At 71.1% G+C, this 13,339-nt stretch carries 14 protein-coding genes and 1 pseudogene; 8 read left to right on the top strand and 7 right to left on the bottom strand.

The features are described from left to right. Positions 1-78: 78 nt before the first annotated feature. The 4 genes from BLV96_RS32025 to BLV96_RS32010 are packed head-to-tail and all read left to right on the top strand — an operon-like array spanning position 79 to position 3,870. Positions 79-1,062: a Zn-ribbon domain-containing OB-fold protein gene (locus tag BLV96_RS32025; RefSeq protein ID WP_167379798.1), complete on the top strand. Its 984-nt coding sequence runs from the start codon at positions 79-81 to the stop codon at positions 1,060-1,062. Positions 1,063-1,069: 7 nt separating this feature from the next. After that, entirely contained in the window at positions 1,070-2,083 is a 1,014-nt protein-coding gene (locus BLV96_RS32020; RefSeq protein WP_086682421.1) for a thiolase domain-containing protein, read from the top strand. Beyond that, positions 2,080-3,243 (top strand): thiolase domain-containing protein, encoded by a 1,164-nt coding sequence (locus BLV96_RS32015; protein WP_091389804.1) that lies wholly within the window; start codon positions 2,080-2,082, stop codon positions 3,241-3,243. Before BLV96_RS32020 ends, BLV96_RS32015 begins: the two co-directional genes overlap by 4 nt. 15 nt (positions 3,244-3,258) lie before the next feature. Next, positions 3,259-3,870 carry a TetR/AcrR family transcriptional regulator gene (locus tag BLV96_RS32010; protein WP_086670918.1) on the top strand — a complete coding sequence of 204 codons (612 nt, stop codon included), beginning with the start codon at positions 3,259-3,261 and terminating at the stop codon, positions 3,868-3,870. Here BLV96_RS32010 and BLV96_RS32005 read toward each other — a convergent pair. Continuing rightward, positions 3,845-4,864 (bottom strand): YhjD/YihY/BrkB family envelope integrity protein, encoded by a 1,020-nt coding sequence (locus BLV96_RS32005; protein WP_086670916.1) that lies wholly within the window; start codon positions 4,862-4,864, stop codon positions 3,845-3,847. The two genes, BLV96_RS32010 and BLV96_RS32005, sit on opposite strands and share 26 nt — an antisense overlap. 56 nt (positions 4,865-4,920) lie before the next feature. Then, positions 4,921-5,712 carry a transglutaminase-like domain-containing protein gene (locus tag BLV96_RS32000; protein WP_086670914.1) on the bottom strand — a complete coding sequence of 264 codons (792 nt, stop codon included), beginning with the start codon at positions 5,710-5,712 and terminating at the stop codon, positions 4,921-4,923. Between the two features lie 22 nt (positions 5,713-5,734). Here BLV96_RS32000 and BLV96_RS31995 point away from each other — a divergent pair, with 22 nt between their 5' ends. Beyond that, on the top strand, positions 5,735-6,316 hold the full coding sequence (locus tag BLV96_RS31995; protein WP_086670912.1) for a dienelactone hydrolase family protein: 582 nt from the start codon (positions 5,735-5,737) through the stop codon (positions 6,314-6,316). Here BLV96_RS31995 and BLV96_RS31990 read toward each other — a convergent pair. Then, positions 6,288-7,514, bottom strand: a complete 1,227-nt coding sequence (locus tag BLV96_RS31990; protein ID WP_167379797.1) for a cytochrome P450 — start codon at positions 7,512-7,514, stop codon at positions 6,288-6,290. The two genes, BLV96_RS31995 and BLV96_RS31990, sit on opposite strands and share 29 nt — an antisense overlap. 232 nt (positions 7,515-7,746) lie before the next feature. On the opposite strand from BLV96_RS31990, the gene BLV96_RS31985 reads away from it, so the two are divergent. The 3 genes from BLV96_RS31985 to BLV96_RS31975 all read left to right on the top strand — a co-directional run bounded on the left by BLV96_RS31985 (position 7,747) and on the right by BLV96_RS31975 (position 10,261). Continuing rightward, positions 7,747-8,904 carry a steroid 3-ketoacyl-CoA thiolase gene (locus tag BLV96_RS31985; RefSeq protein ID WP_086670909.1) on the top strand — a complete coding sequence of 386 codons (1,158 nt, stop codon included), beginning with the start codon at positions 7,747-7,749 and terminating at the stop codon, positions 8,902-8,904. A gap of 188 nt (positions 8,905-9,092) precedes the next feature. Further along, the gene (locus BLV96_RS31980; protein WP_167379796.1) at positions 9,093-9,890 is read left to right on the top strand and encodes an alpha/beta fold hydrolase; all 798 of its coding nucleotides are present in this window, start codon (positions 9,093-9,095) and stop codon (positions 9,888-9,890) included. Between the two features lie 14 nt (positions 9,891-9,904). Beyond that, positions 9,905-10,261 (top strand): DUF2255 family protein, encoded by a 357-nt coding sequence (locus tag BLV96_RS31975; RefSeq protein WP_086670905.1) that lies wholly within the window; start codon positions 9,905-9,907, stop codon positions 10,259-10,261. Here BLV96_RS31975 and BLV96_RS31970 read toward each other — a convergent pair. The 4 genes and pseudogenes from BLV96_RS31970 to BLV96_RS31955 form a co-directional block, all read right to left on the bottom strand. Further along, positions 10,258-10,491: pseudogene (locus BLV96_RS31970) on the bottom strand (integrase core domain-containing protein); the annotation flags it as partial. The gene BLV96_RS31975 and the pseudogene BLV96_RS31970 overlap by 4 nt on opposite strands. A gap of 42 nt (positions 10,492-10,533) precedes the next feature. Beyond that, positions 10,534-11,736: a metal-dependent hydrolase family protein gene (locus BLV96_RS31965; protein WP_086670901.1), complete on the bottom strand. Its 1,203-nt coding sequence runs from the start codon at positions 11,734-11,736 to the stop codon at positions 10,534-10,536. Next, the gene (locus tag BLV96_RS31960; protein ID WP_086670898.1) at positions 11,733-13,145 is read right to left on the bottom strand and encodes a sodium:solute symporter family protein; all 1,413 of its coding nucleotides are present in this window, start codon (positions 13,143-13,145) and stop codon (positions 11,733-11,735) included. Before BLV96_RS31960 ends, BLV96_RS31965 begins: the two co-directional genes overlap by 4 nt. Further along, the gene (locus tag BLV96_RS31955) at positions 13,142-13,339 is read right to left on the bottom strand and encodes a hypothetical protein (RefSeq protein ID WP_086670897.1); all 198 of its coding nucleotides are present in this window, start codon (positions 13,337-13,339) and stop codon (positions 13,142-13,144) included. The genes BLV96_RS31960 and BLV96_RS31955 overlap by 4 nt, the downstream gene beginning before the upstream one ends.

Raw genomic sequence — 13,339 nt, 5'->3', positions numbered from 1 at the left:
TGACATAGAACGCGTTCCACCGATATCGAACCGCCTGGCGGAGGAACCTTGTCGACAGAACGAGAACATGTTTCACTCATGACCGTGACCGAGACACCACTGGCGGCACCCCTCAACGTCGGCTTCGACTACACGCGGTCCACCGGGCCCGTCCTGGGCCGGTTCGTCACCTCCCTGCGCGAGCGCCGCATCGAAGGCGTCCGGGGCAGTGACGGCCGCGTGCACGTCCCGCCCGTCGAGTACGACCCCGGGACCGCCGAACAGCTCGGCGAGTTCGTCCCCGTCGCCGACGAGGGCACCGTCGTCTCGTGGTCGTGGTGTCCCGAACCCCTCGACGGGCAGCCGCTCGACCGGCCCTTCGCCTGGGCGCTGGTCAAGCTCGACGGCGCCGACACCGCCCTGCTCCACGCCGTCGACGCCGGCGCGCCCGCGAACATCCACAGTGGACAGCGCGTCCGCGTGAAGTGGGCCGGCGAAACCGTCGGGCACATCCGGGACATCGCCTACTTCCTCCCCGTCGACGCCGAGGACACCACGCCGACCGCGCCCGCTCCCCCGGTCGCCGAACGCGAAGAAGGCGCTCCGGTCAGCGTCGTCATCACGCCCGTGCACCTGAAGTACATGCACTCGGCCTCCCCCGAGGAGAGCCGGTACCTGCGCGGGCTCGCCGAGGGCAAGCTAATCGGCCAGCGCTGCCCGAAGTGCGAGAAGGTCTACATCCCGCCGCGCGGGGCGTGCCCGACCGACGGCGTCCCCACCACCGACGAGGTCGAACTGCCCGACACCGGGATCGTGACGACGTTCTGCATCGTCAACGTCCCGTTCCTCGGCCAGCGCCTCAAGCCGCCGTACGTCGCCGCGTACATCCTGCTCGACGGCGCCGACATCGCCTTCCTGCACCTCGTCCTCGGCTGCGACGCCCAGGACGTCAAGATGGGCATGCGCGTGCGCGCCGCGTGGAAACCGCGGGACGAGTGGTGGACGTCGCTGGAGAACATCAGCCACTTCGAGCCGACCGGCGAGCCGGACGCGGCCTACGAAACCTTCGCCCACCACCTGTGAGGTCCTGATGCCAGACGTCGCGATCGCGGGCTTCGCGAAGGCCCCCAACGTCCGCGAGACCCCGGGCACCACCAACGGCGTGGAAATGCTCGTCCCCATCTTCGCCGAGGTCTTCGAACGGACCGGTCTGTCCAAACAGGACATCGGCTTCTGGTGCTCCGGCTCGTCGGACTACCTCGCCGGGCGGGCCTTCAGCTTCATCGCCGCCGTCGACGCGATCGGCGCGTTCCCGCCGATCCACGAGTCGCACGTCGAGATGGACGCCGCCTGGGCGCTCTACGAAGCGTGGCTGAAGATCAAGATGGGCGAGGTCGAAACCGCGCTCGTCTACGGCTTCGGCAAGTCCAGCGCCGGCCAGCTGCGCCGGGTGCTCGCCCTGCAGCTCGACCCGTACGTCGTCACTCCCCTGTGGCCGGACTCGGTTTCGATCGCCGGGATCCAGGCGCGCATGGGACTCGAAGCCGGGCTGTGGTCCGAAAAGGACCTCGCCGAGGTCGCCGCGCGCGGCACCGGCAGGGACGCCGCCGAGCTGCTCGACACCCCGTACTACGCGGATCCCTTGCGGCGGCACGACATCGCGCCGATCACCGACGGCGCGGCGGTCGTCGTTCTATCCACTGTGGAGCGTGCGAAAGACATCGTCGACCACCCCGCCGTGATCACGGGCATCGAGCACCGCGTCGACTCCCCCGTCCTCGGCGCCCGCGACCTCACGCGCAGCCCGTCCACCGAGCTCGCCGGCGCGGCCCTCGACCTCGACGGCGCCGACCTCGCCGAGCTGCACGCGCCCTTCACGCACCAGGAACTGATCCTGCGGACGGCGCTCAAGCTGGGCGACGACGTCAAGATCAACCCGTCCGGGGGCGCACTGGCCGCCAACCCGATGTTCTCCGCCGGTCTCGCCCGCATCGGCGAGGCGGCGGCCCGGATCCACAGCGGCGAATCCCGCAAGGCCGTGGCGCACGCGACGAGCGGCCCGGTCCTGCAACAGAACCTGGTGACCGTGCTGGAGGCCCGATGACCAAGCAGCTCACCGCCGTGCTCGGCACCGGCCAGACGCACCACCGCGCCAAGCGCCAGGACGTCTCGATGCCGGGCCTGCTGCGCGAGGCGATCGACCGCGCGATGACCGACGCCCAGGTCGGCTGGGCCGACATCGACGCCGTCGTCCTCGGCAAGGCCCCGGACCTGTTCGAGGGCGTCATGATGCCCGAACTGTTCCTCGCCGATGCCCTGGGCGCCACCGGGAAACCACTGCTGCGCGTGCACACCGCGGGTTCGGTCGGCGGGTCGACGGCGCTGGTCGCCGCGTCGCTGATCCAGTCCGGCGTGCACCGCCGCGTGCTGACCGTGGCGTACGAAAAGCAGTCCGAGTCGAACGCGATGTGGGGCCTGTCGATCCTGCCGCCGTTCCAGATGCCGGTCGGCGCCGGCGCGGGCGGCTACTTCGCGCCGCACGTGCGCTCCTACATCCGCCGCTCGGGCGCGCCCGAGCACGTCGGCGCGATCGTCGCGGCGAAGGACCGCCGCAACGGCGCTCTCAACCCCTTCGCGCACCTGAGGCAGGCCGACATCACCGTCGAGTCGGTGCAGAAGTCGCAGATGCTGTGGGACCCGATCCGCTACGACGAGACGTGCCCGTCGTCGGACGGCGCGTGCGCGATGGTGCTCGGTGACGAGGCCGCCGGGGACGCCGTCGAGGGCGGTGCCGCCTGGATCCACGCGACGGCGATGCGCACCGAGCCCACGACGTTCGCCGGCCGCGACCAGGTCAACCCGCAGGCCGGGCGGGACGCCGCGGCCGCGTTGTGGGCCGAGGCCGGGATCGAGGACCCGTTGTCCGAAGTGGACGTCGCCGAAATCTACGTGCCGTTCTCGTGGTTCGAGCCGATGTGGCTGGAGAACCTCGGGTTCGCGCCCGAAGGCGAAGGCTGGAAGGTCACCGAAGCCGGCGAGACGGCGATCGGCGGGCAGCTGCCGGTGAACCCGTCCGGCGGGGTGCTCTCGTCCAACCCGATCGGCGCGTCCGGCATGCTCCGCTTCTCCGAAGCCGCGAAGCAGGTGATGGGCCGGGCCGGGGACTACCAGGTCGACGGCGCGCGCATCGCGGTCGGGCACGCCTACGGCGGCGGCTCGCAGTACTTCTCGATGTGGGTGGTCGGCGCGCACAAGCCGCGTTGATACGCTCGACCCACCATGCCCAGACTCGCCGACCACGAGCAGCGCCGCCGCCAGATCGCCGAAGCGGTCTGGCGGATCGCCAGCGCGCGCGGGCTCGAAGACGTGTCCCTGCGCAAGGTCGCGGCCGAGGCCGGCGTCTCGCTGCGGCTGGTCCAGTACTACTTCGGGACGCGCGACGACCTGCTGCTCGGCGCGCTGGAGATCCTCAACGCCGACGCCGGGGAGAGCATCCGCGCGGAGCTCGGCCCCGAGGAGGACGCGGCGCCGCGCGAGGTGCTGCGGGCCATGCTCGTCGGGATGCTGCCGGTCGGCGACGAGCGCCGCACGCGCTACCTCGTGCACCTCGCCTACTTCGTCCGGTCCCTTTCGGACCCCGGGCTCGCGTCGGCGTTCAGCGCCGCGCCACCCGAGCTGGAACGGCTGACCGCGGACCTGCTCGCGTGGGGCCGCGACCGCGGGGAGGTCGCGCCGGACCTGGAGCTGATGCCGGAGGCCGAGCTGCTGCTGTCGAGCGTCGACGGCCTGCAGACCAGCATCATCCTGGGCCAGCGGACGCCGGAGGCGGCGGTCGCGCTGATCGACCACCAGCTGGACCGGCTCTTCAGTCTCGCGAACGTCGCCACCTGAGCGCGAGCAGCGTCCCGACGATCCCGGTCACGACGCCGACGGTGGCCGGCACCGCGACCGGCGGGTCCACCACGACCACCGGGTTCAGCACCACCGGCGCCGGCGGCTGGACCGGCTTCGGCGGCGCGTCGGAGCCGGTCGCGGTCCACGCCGTCACGTAGACGAGCAGCCGCGCGACGAGCGAGATGAAGAAGATCAGGCCGATGACCGAGCCGAACGCGATGCCGGTCGGCGAGTCGCTGATCAGCCGCAGGTAGAAGCCCCCGGCGAGCTTGAGCACCTCGAACCCGACGGCCAGGGCGACCGCGCCGCGCACCGCGCTGCGCACGCCGACCTTCTGCCGCGGCAGCCGCGTGAGCACCCAGAGGAACACCAGCCAGTCGGCGGCCAGCGACAGCGGCACCGAGGACGCGGAGACCAGCTGGTGACCCCAGCTCGTGTCGTCGAGCCCGGCCAGCCGCAGCAAGTAGCCGCCGAGCGCGGTGCCGGAGATGGTGAGCGTGAACGACACGAGCAGCGCGGCGCTGAGGCCGAGCAGCGCGAGCAGGTCGACGGCGATGAGCCGCAGCAGCGGCTGGTCGGACCGGTTCTGCCCCCACAGCGCCGTCAGCGAGTCCCGCAGCGCGTTCATCCAGTTCCAGCCCGAGTAGAGGCCGATGGCCAGACCGACCACCCCGACGCTCGTGCGCTGCTTGACGAACCCGGTGAGCAGGTCGGTGGCCTTGGTACCGAGGCCGCCGGGCAGCGTGGAGACGATCGCGTGGACCATCGTGTCGAGCAGGTGCGGCTGGCTGGCCAGCACGAACCCGGCGACCGAGGACGCGACCATCAGCAGCGGCACCAGCGACAGCAGGCTGAAGTAGGTGATCGAGGCGACGTAGTGGTAGCCGCCGCGGTCGATGTAGCGGTTGGTCGCGCGGGCGATGTGGTCCAGCCAGCGGTACCGGGCGCGGGCCCGGGCCCAGGGGCTCGGGGCCTTGGGGGAACTCTTCACGGACTCTGTCTACCCAGCCGGAGGCCACTTCGCGCAGGCAACACGCGGTCGGACCATCAGCTCAGGACGACGAGCCCGGTGCCGTCGTCCACCGGGAGGGCGGCGTCGGTCGTCGCGAAGACCGTGCTGCCGAGGAAGTCGAGCTCGCAGCCGAGGGTGGCGAGGAAGGACGTGTCCGCGGCGTCGCGCCCGGTGGAGATCCGCAGCATGGTCTGCCGCGGCGCGAGGCGGGTGGCGTCGAAGACGTACCAGTGGCCGTCGATCCCGGCCTCGAAGACGGCGTGGAAGTCCATCGGGGAGAGCCCGGGCGCGTAGACGCCGACGTAGCGGGCGGGGATGTCGAGGAACCGGCAGAGCGTGACGCAGACGTGCGCGAAGTCGCGGCAGACGCCTTCGCCGGCCAGGAGCGTGTCGATCGCGTCGTCGGTGGGCCGGCTGGAGCCGACCACATAGGACAGTCGTTCGTGGACGTTGCGGACGATGGCGTCGACTTTGGCCTTGGTGTCCTTGGCTTTGATCGCCGCGGGCGGGACGAGCCCGGCGACCCGGTCGGAGGGGCAGTACCGGCTCGGCCGGGTGAAGACGGCGACGTCGGCGAGCGCGACGGGCTCGGGATCGGGCTCGATCAGCGCGCGTTCGGCGTGGTAGGTGACGCGGTGTTCGCCCTTGGGCAGGTCGAAGACCTCGGCGCGGGTGCCGTGCTCGAACTCGGCGAGCTCGCTGTCCCCGTGCCAGGAGACGGTGAGCTCTTCGGTGTCGGCGTGCGCCGCGGAGACGGAGATCGCCGCGAGCCCGGGTTCGGTGACGCGGATCGAGAACTCGACGTCGACGGTCGCTCGCGGGGCCATCGCCTCATGATGTCATGGTCCGGTGACCACCATCGCGCTCTTCCACTCGGTGCTGGGGCTGCGGCCCGTCGAACTCGCCTTCGCCGACCGGCTGCGGGAGGCCGGGCATCGCGTGGTGACACCGGACCTCTACGGCGGCCGGACGGCGCCGGCCCTCGACCAGGGTTTCGCGCTGAAGGACGCCGTCGGCTGGGAGACCATCACCCGGCGAGCTCGTGAGGCCGTGCGAGACCTTCCCGCGAAGACCGTGCTCGTGGGCGTGTCGATGGGGGCGGGCGTCGTCCAGGAGGTGCTGCCCGGCCGCCCGCACACGGCCGGCGTCGTGCTGCTGCACGCCTTGGGAGCGCTGCCCGCCGGGATCCGCGCCGGGCTGCCGGTGCAGGTGCACGTCGCCGACCCCGACCCGATCGCGCCCCCGGCGCAGGTCGCGGCGTGGTGTGCCGCCGCGGCCCGGGCGAGCGCCGACGCGGAGGTGTTCCGCTACCCCGGCCTCGGCCACTTCTACACCGACTCCGGCGGCCCCGAGTACGACGAACCCGCCGCCGGGCTCACCCGGCGGCGGGTTCTCGAGTTCCTCAGGCGTACCGCACCGGGTAGTGCTTGATCCCGTTCAGCCAGCTGGACCGCAGCCGCACCGGGGGTGCCGCCTCGGTGATCGCCGGCATCACGTCCGCGATCGCGTTGAAGATCAAGTCGATCTCCAGGCGGGCCAGGTTCGCGCCGATGCAGTAGTGCGAGCCCGTGCCGCCGAAGCCCACGTGCGGGTTGTCCTCGCGGAGGATGTCGAACTTCTCCGGGTCCTCGAACACCTCGTGGTCGAAGTTGGCCGAGCTGTAGAACATCCCCACGCGGTCGCCCCGGCGGATCCGCGCGCCGCCCAGTTCCGTGTCGCGGGTGGCCGTGCGCTGGAACGCCACCACCGGCGTCGCCCAGCGGACGATCTCGTCCGGCGCGGTCTTCGGCCGCTGCTCCTTGAACAGCTCCCACTGGTCCCGGTGGTCCAGGAACGCCTTCATGCCGTGGCTGATCGCGTTGCGCGTCGTCTCGTTGCCGGCGACCGCGAGCAGGATGACGAAGAAGCCGAACTCGTCGGAGCCGAGCGCCTCGCCGTCGACGTCGGCGTGGATCAGCTTCGTGACGATGTCGTCCATCGGGCACTTGCGCCGGTCCTCGGCCATGTTCCACGCGTAACCGATGAGCTGCGCAGACGCCTCGAGGGGCTCGACCTCGTACTCCGGGTCGTCGTAGGCGACCATCTGGTTCGACCAGTCGAAGATCTTGAGCCGGTCTTCCTGCGGGATGCCGATCAGCTCGGCGATGGCCTGCAGCGGCAGCTCGCACGCGACGTCGGTGACGAAGTCGCCCGACCCCTTCTTGCGCGCTTCCGCGGCGATCCGCTCGGCGCGGTCGCGCAGGGTGTCCTCCAGCTTCGAGATGGACCGCGGGGTGAAGCCCTTCGACACGATCCGCCGCAGCTTCGTGTGCTGCGGGGCGTCCATGTTGAGCAGCACCAGGCGGTTCGCGTTGAGGTTGTCCTCGGTCATGCTCTCGTCGAAGCGGATGATCGCCGTCTTCTCGCTCGACGAGTACAGCGTGCTGTCGCGGGACACCTCCTTGACGTCCGCGTGGCGCGAGACGACCCAGTAGCCGTCGTCGCGGAAGCCCGCGGTGTTGTGCTTCTGGGGGTTCCACCACACGGGGGCGGTCCGCCGGAGCTCGGCGAACTCGTCCACGGGCAGCCGTTGGGCGTAGAGGTCCGGGTCCGTGAAGTCGAAACCGGCGGGGATGAGCGGAGCGGCCACGGTGCCTCCCACGTTTCGCCTTTGAAACACGTTCTAACGGCGATTGAAGCATACGGTGTTAACTTGCGGAAGACCGTTTAGTGAAACCCGTTAACTTTACCGATGAGGCCAGGTGAGCGAGCGCTCACCGGACGTAGATCAAGATCCGGCCAGCCCTGCGGCCGCTTGCTTCAAACGATAACTTGTTCTAGTTTTGGGCTACAGGACAGAGTTGCCCGGCGAAAGGGACGACATGGGTGTGCCGGTCATCGTCGAAGCCGTGCGGACCCCGATCGGCAAGCGGGGCGGGCTGCTGGCCGGCCTGCACGCCGCCGAGCTGCTGGGCGCCGCGCAGCTGGCCCTCCTCGACCGCGCCGGGATCGACCCCGCGCTGGTCGAGCAGCTGATCGGCGGGTGCGTCACGCAGGCGGGCGAGCAGTCCAACAACGTGACGCGCACGGCGTGGCTGCACGCGGGCCTCCCGGAGACGGCGGGCGCGACGACGATCGACGCCCAGTGCGGCTCGGCGCAGCAGGCGACCCACCTGGTCGCGGGGCTGATCGCCGCGGACGCCATCGAGGCCGGCGTCGCGTGCGGGGTCGAGGCGATGAGCCGGGTGCCCCTGGGCGCCAACCGGGCCGGGGCGTCGCCGCGGCCGGCGTCGTGGTCGATCGACCTGCCCAACCAGTACGGCGCCGCGGAGCGGATCGCGGCCCGCCGCGGCCTGACGCGCGCCGACGTCGACGCCTTCGGCGCCGCGTCCCAGCAAAAGGCCGCGGCGGCGTGGGAGGCCGGGCACTTCGACCGCGAGGTGGTGCCGGTGAAGGCGCCGGTGTTGTCCGGAGACGGTTCGCTCACCGGCGAAACGCGGCTGGTGGGCCGCGACCAGGGCTTGCGCGAGACGACGGTCGAGGGCTTGGCGCGGCTGAAGCCGGTGGTCGAGGACGGGATCCACACGGCGGGGACATCGTCGCAGATCTCGGACGGCGCGGCGGCGCTGCTGCTGATGGACTCTTCGCGGGCGTCGGAGCTGGGACTGCGGCCCCGGGCGCGGATCGTGGCGCAGGCACTGGTCGGCGCGGAGCCGTACTACCACCTGGACGGCCCGATCCGCGCGACCGAGCGGGTGCTCGCCCGCGCCGGGATGACCATCGCCGACCCGGATCTGTTCGAGGTCAACGAGGCGTTCGCTTCGGTGGCGCTGTCGTGGCAGCGGACGCTGTCGCCGGATCCGGAGCGGGTGAACGTCAACGGCGGCGCGATCGCGCTGGGCCACCCGGTGGGGAGCACGGGGGCGAGGCTGTTGACAACGGCGTTGCACGAGCTGGAGCGCCGAGACGCATCGACGGCGTTGGTGACGATGTGCGCGGGCGGCGCACTCGCGACGGCGTCGATCATCGAACGGCTCTAGCCCCCGACCGCCGCGCCGGGGTGACGGGTCAGCTCGGCGAAACCGGCCGGTCCGGGCCGCCCTGCGTTCACGTACTGCCAGGTCGTGACAACCGGGCCGAGACCGGCGCGAGACCGGCGCCGAGGCGTACCCCGGCCGGGGTCGACCACCACGCCGTCGGGTGGAGCGGTTGTGCTTGACTTCGGTGCATGATCTCGGAAAGCCGTTGCCCGGTGGAGAACGGTGAGCTCCTCGTCCGCCGCGGCGGCGAGGGTCCGGCGCTGCTGCTCATCGCGGGCGGCACCGGGTCGGGTGACTCGTACCGCGCGCTCGCGAAGCCGCTGTACGCGGACTACACGGTGATCACGTACGACCGGCGCGGTCACTTCGGCAGCACGGACTCGACGACGGGCGCCGTCCCGGTGTCGCTCCAGGCCGACGACGCGCGGGCGGTGCTCGACCAGACGGGCGTCGGCCCGGCGGCGGTGTTCGGCACGAGCGCGGGGGCGTTGATCGGCCTCGATCTGGTGGCCCGGCACCCGGCGAGCGTGACGACGCTGGTGGCGCACGAACCCCCGGCCGTCCACCTGATGCCGGACGCGGGCGCGTGGCTCGAGGCGGCGGCGGAGCAGGTCCGGCTGGCCCGGTCGGGCGAGCTGATGACCGCGGTGACGCGGTTCGCGGACGCGATCGCCGGCGCGGCCCTGCCGGATCTGCCGAACCTCCGGCTGCCGCACGAGGCCGACTGGATCCGGCTGTTCGACCGGGAGCTGACGGAGTTCTTCGACTACCTCCCGGACCTGCGCGCGCTGCGGAAGGCGAGCACGGAGATCATCCCGGTGGCCGGCGAGGGCAGTCGGGGGCGGTACCACTACCAGCCGGCGAAGATCCTGGCTCTGGAGCTGGGGTTGCCGTTCACCGAGATGCCGGGGGCGCACCTGGCTCCGCAGCGGAACCCGGCGAAGTTCGCGGTGGCGCTGAAGGAACTGCTGAGCCCGGAGCTGTGAGGGAGGAACGCGCCGTGTGGTCACCGGATGAGCTGGTCCTCCTGGACACGGCCCAGGAGCTGGAGATCGCCGTCGAGCGCGCCGACGGCAGCTCGCGGCCGTGGACGCCGATCTGGGTCGTGTGCGCCGGCGGGCAGGCGTACGTGCGGACCTGGTACCGGCGGGACACCGGCTGGTTCGGGGACGCGGTGCGCTCCGGCCGGGGCCGGATCCGCGTGCCGGGGCTGGAAACCGACGTCACGATCGAAGACCTCGGCGCTCAGGCCACCGCGGACATCGACACCGCCTACCGCACCAAGTACACCGGCGGCACGGACGCCATGGTGACGCCCGAGGCCGCGGCGACCACCCTGCGGCTCGACCCGCGTTAGCTGTACTGACCGGTGAGGTTGGGAACGCGGCTGATGGGTGGGTGGCCTGCGAGTGCGGTGTGTCCGCGGTGGTGGTTGTAGGTGTGCAGCCAGTGTGGCAGGGCGCGGCGTCGGTCGGTGTCGCTGAGGTAGAGCTGGCTGTAGGCCCATTCCTCGAGCAGGGTGCGGTTGAACCGCTCCACTTTCCCGTTGGTTTGCGGCCGGTAGGGACGGGTGCGTTTCGGGGTGATACCGGCGGTGGTGATCCACACCCGGGCAGTACAGCTAGCGCGTCAGACCACCCGGACCCCGTCCTTCCAGACCTCCCGGATGTTCCCCGCCAACCCCGGAAAGTCATACGGATCCCCGGCCACCACGACCAGATCCGCCCGCAGCCCGGGCTCGACCCGCCCCAGCTCGCCGTCCAACCCCATCAGCCGCGCGGCGGACGACGTGGTCGACTCCAGCACGTCCCCCGGCGTCATCCCGCAGGCCGCCATCAGCGCCAGCTCCTCGAGGTTCGTCCCGTGCGGCCCGACCCCGCTGTCCGTCCCCATCGCGATCCGGACCCCCGCCGCGTACGCGCGACGGACCGAATCCCGGTGCACCTCGACGACTTCCCGGGCCTTGGCCACCACCGCGGCAGGCAGATCCACTCCCGCGTCCGCCGCGCGGACCACGTTCACCGGCGCGATCAACGTCGGGACCAGCCACGTCCCGTGGCCCAGCATCAGCTCGATCGCCTCGTCGTCCAGGTAGATGCCGTGCTCGATCGAGCGCACCCCCGCCCGGACCGCGTTCTTGATGCCCGCCGCGCCCTGGGCGTGCGCCATCACCGGACGCCCTTGCGCCGCCGCCTCGGCGACCAGGACCTCCAGCTCCTCCGGCGTGTACTGCGAGTGGCGCGGGTCGTCGCGCGGGGACAGCACCCCGCCCGTCGTGCACACCTTCAGCACGTCCGCGCCCGCGCGCAGCAGCGTCCGGGCGACGCGGCGCATCTCGTCGGGGCCGTCGGCCGTCGCGTCCGGGCGGCCCGGGTGCGGGACCAGCAGGGGGACGCAGATGCTCGACGGGTTCCAGCTGTCGCCGTGGCCGCCGGTCTGGCTGATCAGCCCGATCGAAATCTGCAGCCGCGGCCCCGGGATCAGCCCGTCGTCGACCGCCTGCTTGATGCCCAGGTCCGCGCCCGACGCGTCGCGAACCGTCGTGATGCCCAGCCCGAGCGTCGCCCACAGGTTCCGCGCCGCCTCGTAGAACTGGTAGGAGAACGGCTTCTGCACGCGGGACAGCAGCCCGATGTCCGACACCGTGACGTGCACGTGGCAGTCGAACAGCCCCGGCAGCAGCACCGCGCCGGAACAGTCGACACCCTCGTCGCCGTCCAGGTCCGTGCCGACGTCGACGATCCGGCCGTGCTCGACCACGACGTCGGCCGGCGCCGGGTCCGCGCCCGTGCCGTCGAACACCGAGCCGCCGGTGAACACCGTGCGAGTCACACCGCCTCCTTGGGGGAAACCTGGCGCCGCACCAGAGCGGCCAGCGCGAGCACGACGACGTTGACGCCGAGCCCGATGAGGCCGACGTTGACCGTGCCGGCGAAGTGAGTGTCCACAAAGGTCAGCCAGATGACGACGAGCTCGCCCGCGATCAGCCCGGCGAACACCGGGCCCTTGCCGACCGGCACGCGCTTCAGGAAGCCCAGCAGGTTGGCCGGGGCCAGCTGAACCGACCCCGAATACGTGAGCAACAGCAGGTTGGCCAGCAGGTCCGGCCGGAAGATGCCGAGCACGAGGGCAAGAGTACTCGCGAGCACAACCGTGCCGTGGTTGATCCAGAACTGCTTGCGGCCGCTGCGGACCCGGACTATGTTGCGCGCCACCAGCGACGAGATGCCGATCAGGATCCCGGCCGCCGGGACCATCGCGGTGGCCGTCGCGGCGACCACGACGACACCGGTCACCCACTGCGGCAAGGCGTCCTTCGACAGCGTCAGCAATACGCCGTTCGGGTCACTCCCCTTCGGCACCACGATGATCGCCGCGAACCCGATCAGCATCGGCAGCAACAGCGACAGCTCGTACACCGGCATCCAGGTGTAGTTGCGGCGCAGCACCTTCGGGTCGCGCGCGGACATCAGCGCCGGCCACGAGTGCGGCAGCGTCATCAGCCCGACGCCGATCGCGCTGACCAGCATGCTCGTCACGAACCACACGTGGTCGTTCGCTCCACTGTGGACAATCAGCTTCTCCGGGTGCAGCTGCTCGATCTTGTGGAACACTCCCCCGATGCCGCCGGCGAAGTGCGTCGGCACGGCGATGATCAGCACCACCAGCGCGACCAGCATGATGCCGTCCTTGAAGTAGGACGTCGCCGCGACGCCGCGCAGCCCCGCCCACAGCACGAACGCGACCACCAGCACGCTGCCGGTGACCATGCTGAGCGTGCCGGACGCGCTGTCGCCGGTGACCAGCCGGACGATCAGGCCCAGCCCGGTGATCTGCAGCTGCAGGTACGGCAGCACGAAGATCACGCCGAGCACCGCCGACAGCGTCCCGAGCGCCCGGCTGGAGTAGCGGTCCTCGAGGAAGTCGCCCTGGGTGAGGTAGCCGCGTTCCTTGCCCATCGTCCACAGGCGCTTCGCGAGGAAGAACAGCACGACGTAGGCGATCGGCACGTACGGCAGCGCGTACATCGCCGCGACGCCGCCGGAGAACGCGAGGCCGGCCATGCCGAGGAAGGTGAAGGTGGTGAACACCTCGCCCGCCTGCAGGAACCACATGGTGAGCGCGCCGAAGCGGCGGCCGCCGACGGTCCACTCGGCCAGGTCGGCGACGGGCTTGCGCCGGCCGAGGAACCCGAGGACGCCGATCAGGACGATGCCGGCGAGCGTGAACGTGAGGATCACGGCTCTTCCTCCCGTCCGCGCATCAGGCGTTCGGACAGCAGCAGCGCCGGGGTGAACATGAGGCACCAGAACGCGCCCCACACGATCATCCGCGGCAGCCCGAGCCACAGCCCGGTGGTGTTGACGAACGGCAGGAACGGCATCAGGACCAGCGCGACGACCGGGAGCACCGGCGGCCAGTGGTAGCTGCGCAC

The organism is Amycolatopsis pretoriensis, from assembly GCF_900107925.1.
Classification (GTDB): Bacteria; Actinomycetota; Actinomycetes; order Mycobacteriales; family Pseudonocardiaceae; genus Amycolatopsis; species Amycolatopsis pretoriensis.
This window is presented reverse-complemented; position numbering and strand designations above follow the sequence as displayed.

Excerpts from the sequence above, each read along its gene's own strand:
- BLV96_RS32025 (WP_167379798.1), top strand. The coding sequence starts at position 79 with ATGACCGTGACCGAGACACCACTGGCGGCACCCCTCAACGTCGGCTTC.
- BLV96_RS32020 (WP_086682421.1), top strand. The coding sequence starts at position 1,070 with ATGCCAGACGTCGCGATCGCGGGCTTCGCGAAGGCCCCCAACGTCCGC.
- BLV96_RS32015 (WP_091389804.1), top strand. The coding sequence starts at position 2,080 with ATGACCAAGCAGCTCACCGCCGTGCTCGGCACCGGCCAGACGCACCAC.
- BLV96_RS32010 (WP_086670918.1), top strand. The coding sequence starts at position 3,259 with ATGCCCAGACTCGCCGACCACGAGCAGCGCCGCCGCCAGATCGCCGAA.
- BLV96_RS32000 (WP_086670914.1), bottom strand. The coding sequence starts at position 5,712 with ATGGCCCCGCGAGCGACCGTCGACGTCGAGTTCTCGATCCGCGTCACC.
- BLV96_RS31985 (WP_086670909.1), top strand. The coding sequence starts at position 7,747 with ATGGGTGTGCCGGTCATCGTCGAAGCCGTGCGGACCCCGATCGGCAAG.
- BLV96_RS31980 (WP_167379796.1), top strand. The coding sequence starts at position 9,093 with ATGATCTCGGAAAGCCGTTGCCCGGTGGAGAACGGTGAGCTCCTCGTC.